Origin of the sequence: Mariniradius sediminis, from assembly GCF_021491425.1 — a bacterium.
GTDB lineage: Bacteria > Bacteroidota > Bacteroidia > Cytophagales > Cyclobacteriaceae > Mariniradius > Mariniradius saccharolyticus.
In genome coordinates this window covers 1-291 of sequence record NZ_JAKEVZ010000074.1, presented here as the reverse complement: position 1 = coordinate 291, position 291 = coordinate 1, and the positions used below count along the sequence as shown (strand labels likewise).

General features: G+C 60.5%; 1 protein-coding gene. It reads right to left on the bottom strand.

Features of this window, described 5'->3' with window-relative positions; all coding sequences use genetic code 11:
* Positions 1-291: alpha-D-ribose 1-methylphosphonate 5-phosphate C-P-lyase PhnJ (locus tag L0U89_RS20340; RefSeq protein WP_234863199.1), on the bottom strand; the 291-nt coding region annotated here is incomplete at both ends.

Genomic DNA, 291 nt, shown 5'->3' with positions numbered 1-291 from the left:
GGCACCTGATAGACCAGCACCTGATTGTCATTCAGCGCGGTTTCCGGGATGCGGTGTCGCGTCTGGATCACAGTCGCGTCAGATGTCACCGTGGTGGTTGTCACGTTCGCGGTTTTCTCGAAGAATTTGCGGATCGAGATCGCATTGGTGGTGTCGTCGGAGCCCTGGTCGATCACCTTCAAGGTATCCTCGCGGCCGAGAATCGCCGCGGTCACCTGGACACCGCCGGTGCCCCAGCCATACGGCATCGGCATTTCGCGGCTGGCAAACGGCACCTGATAGCCGGGAATC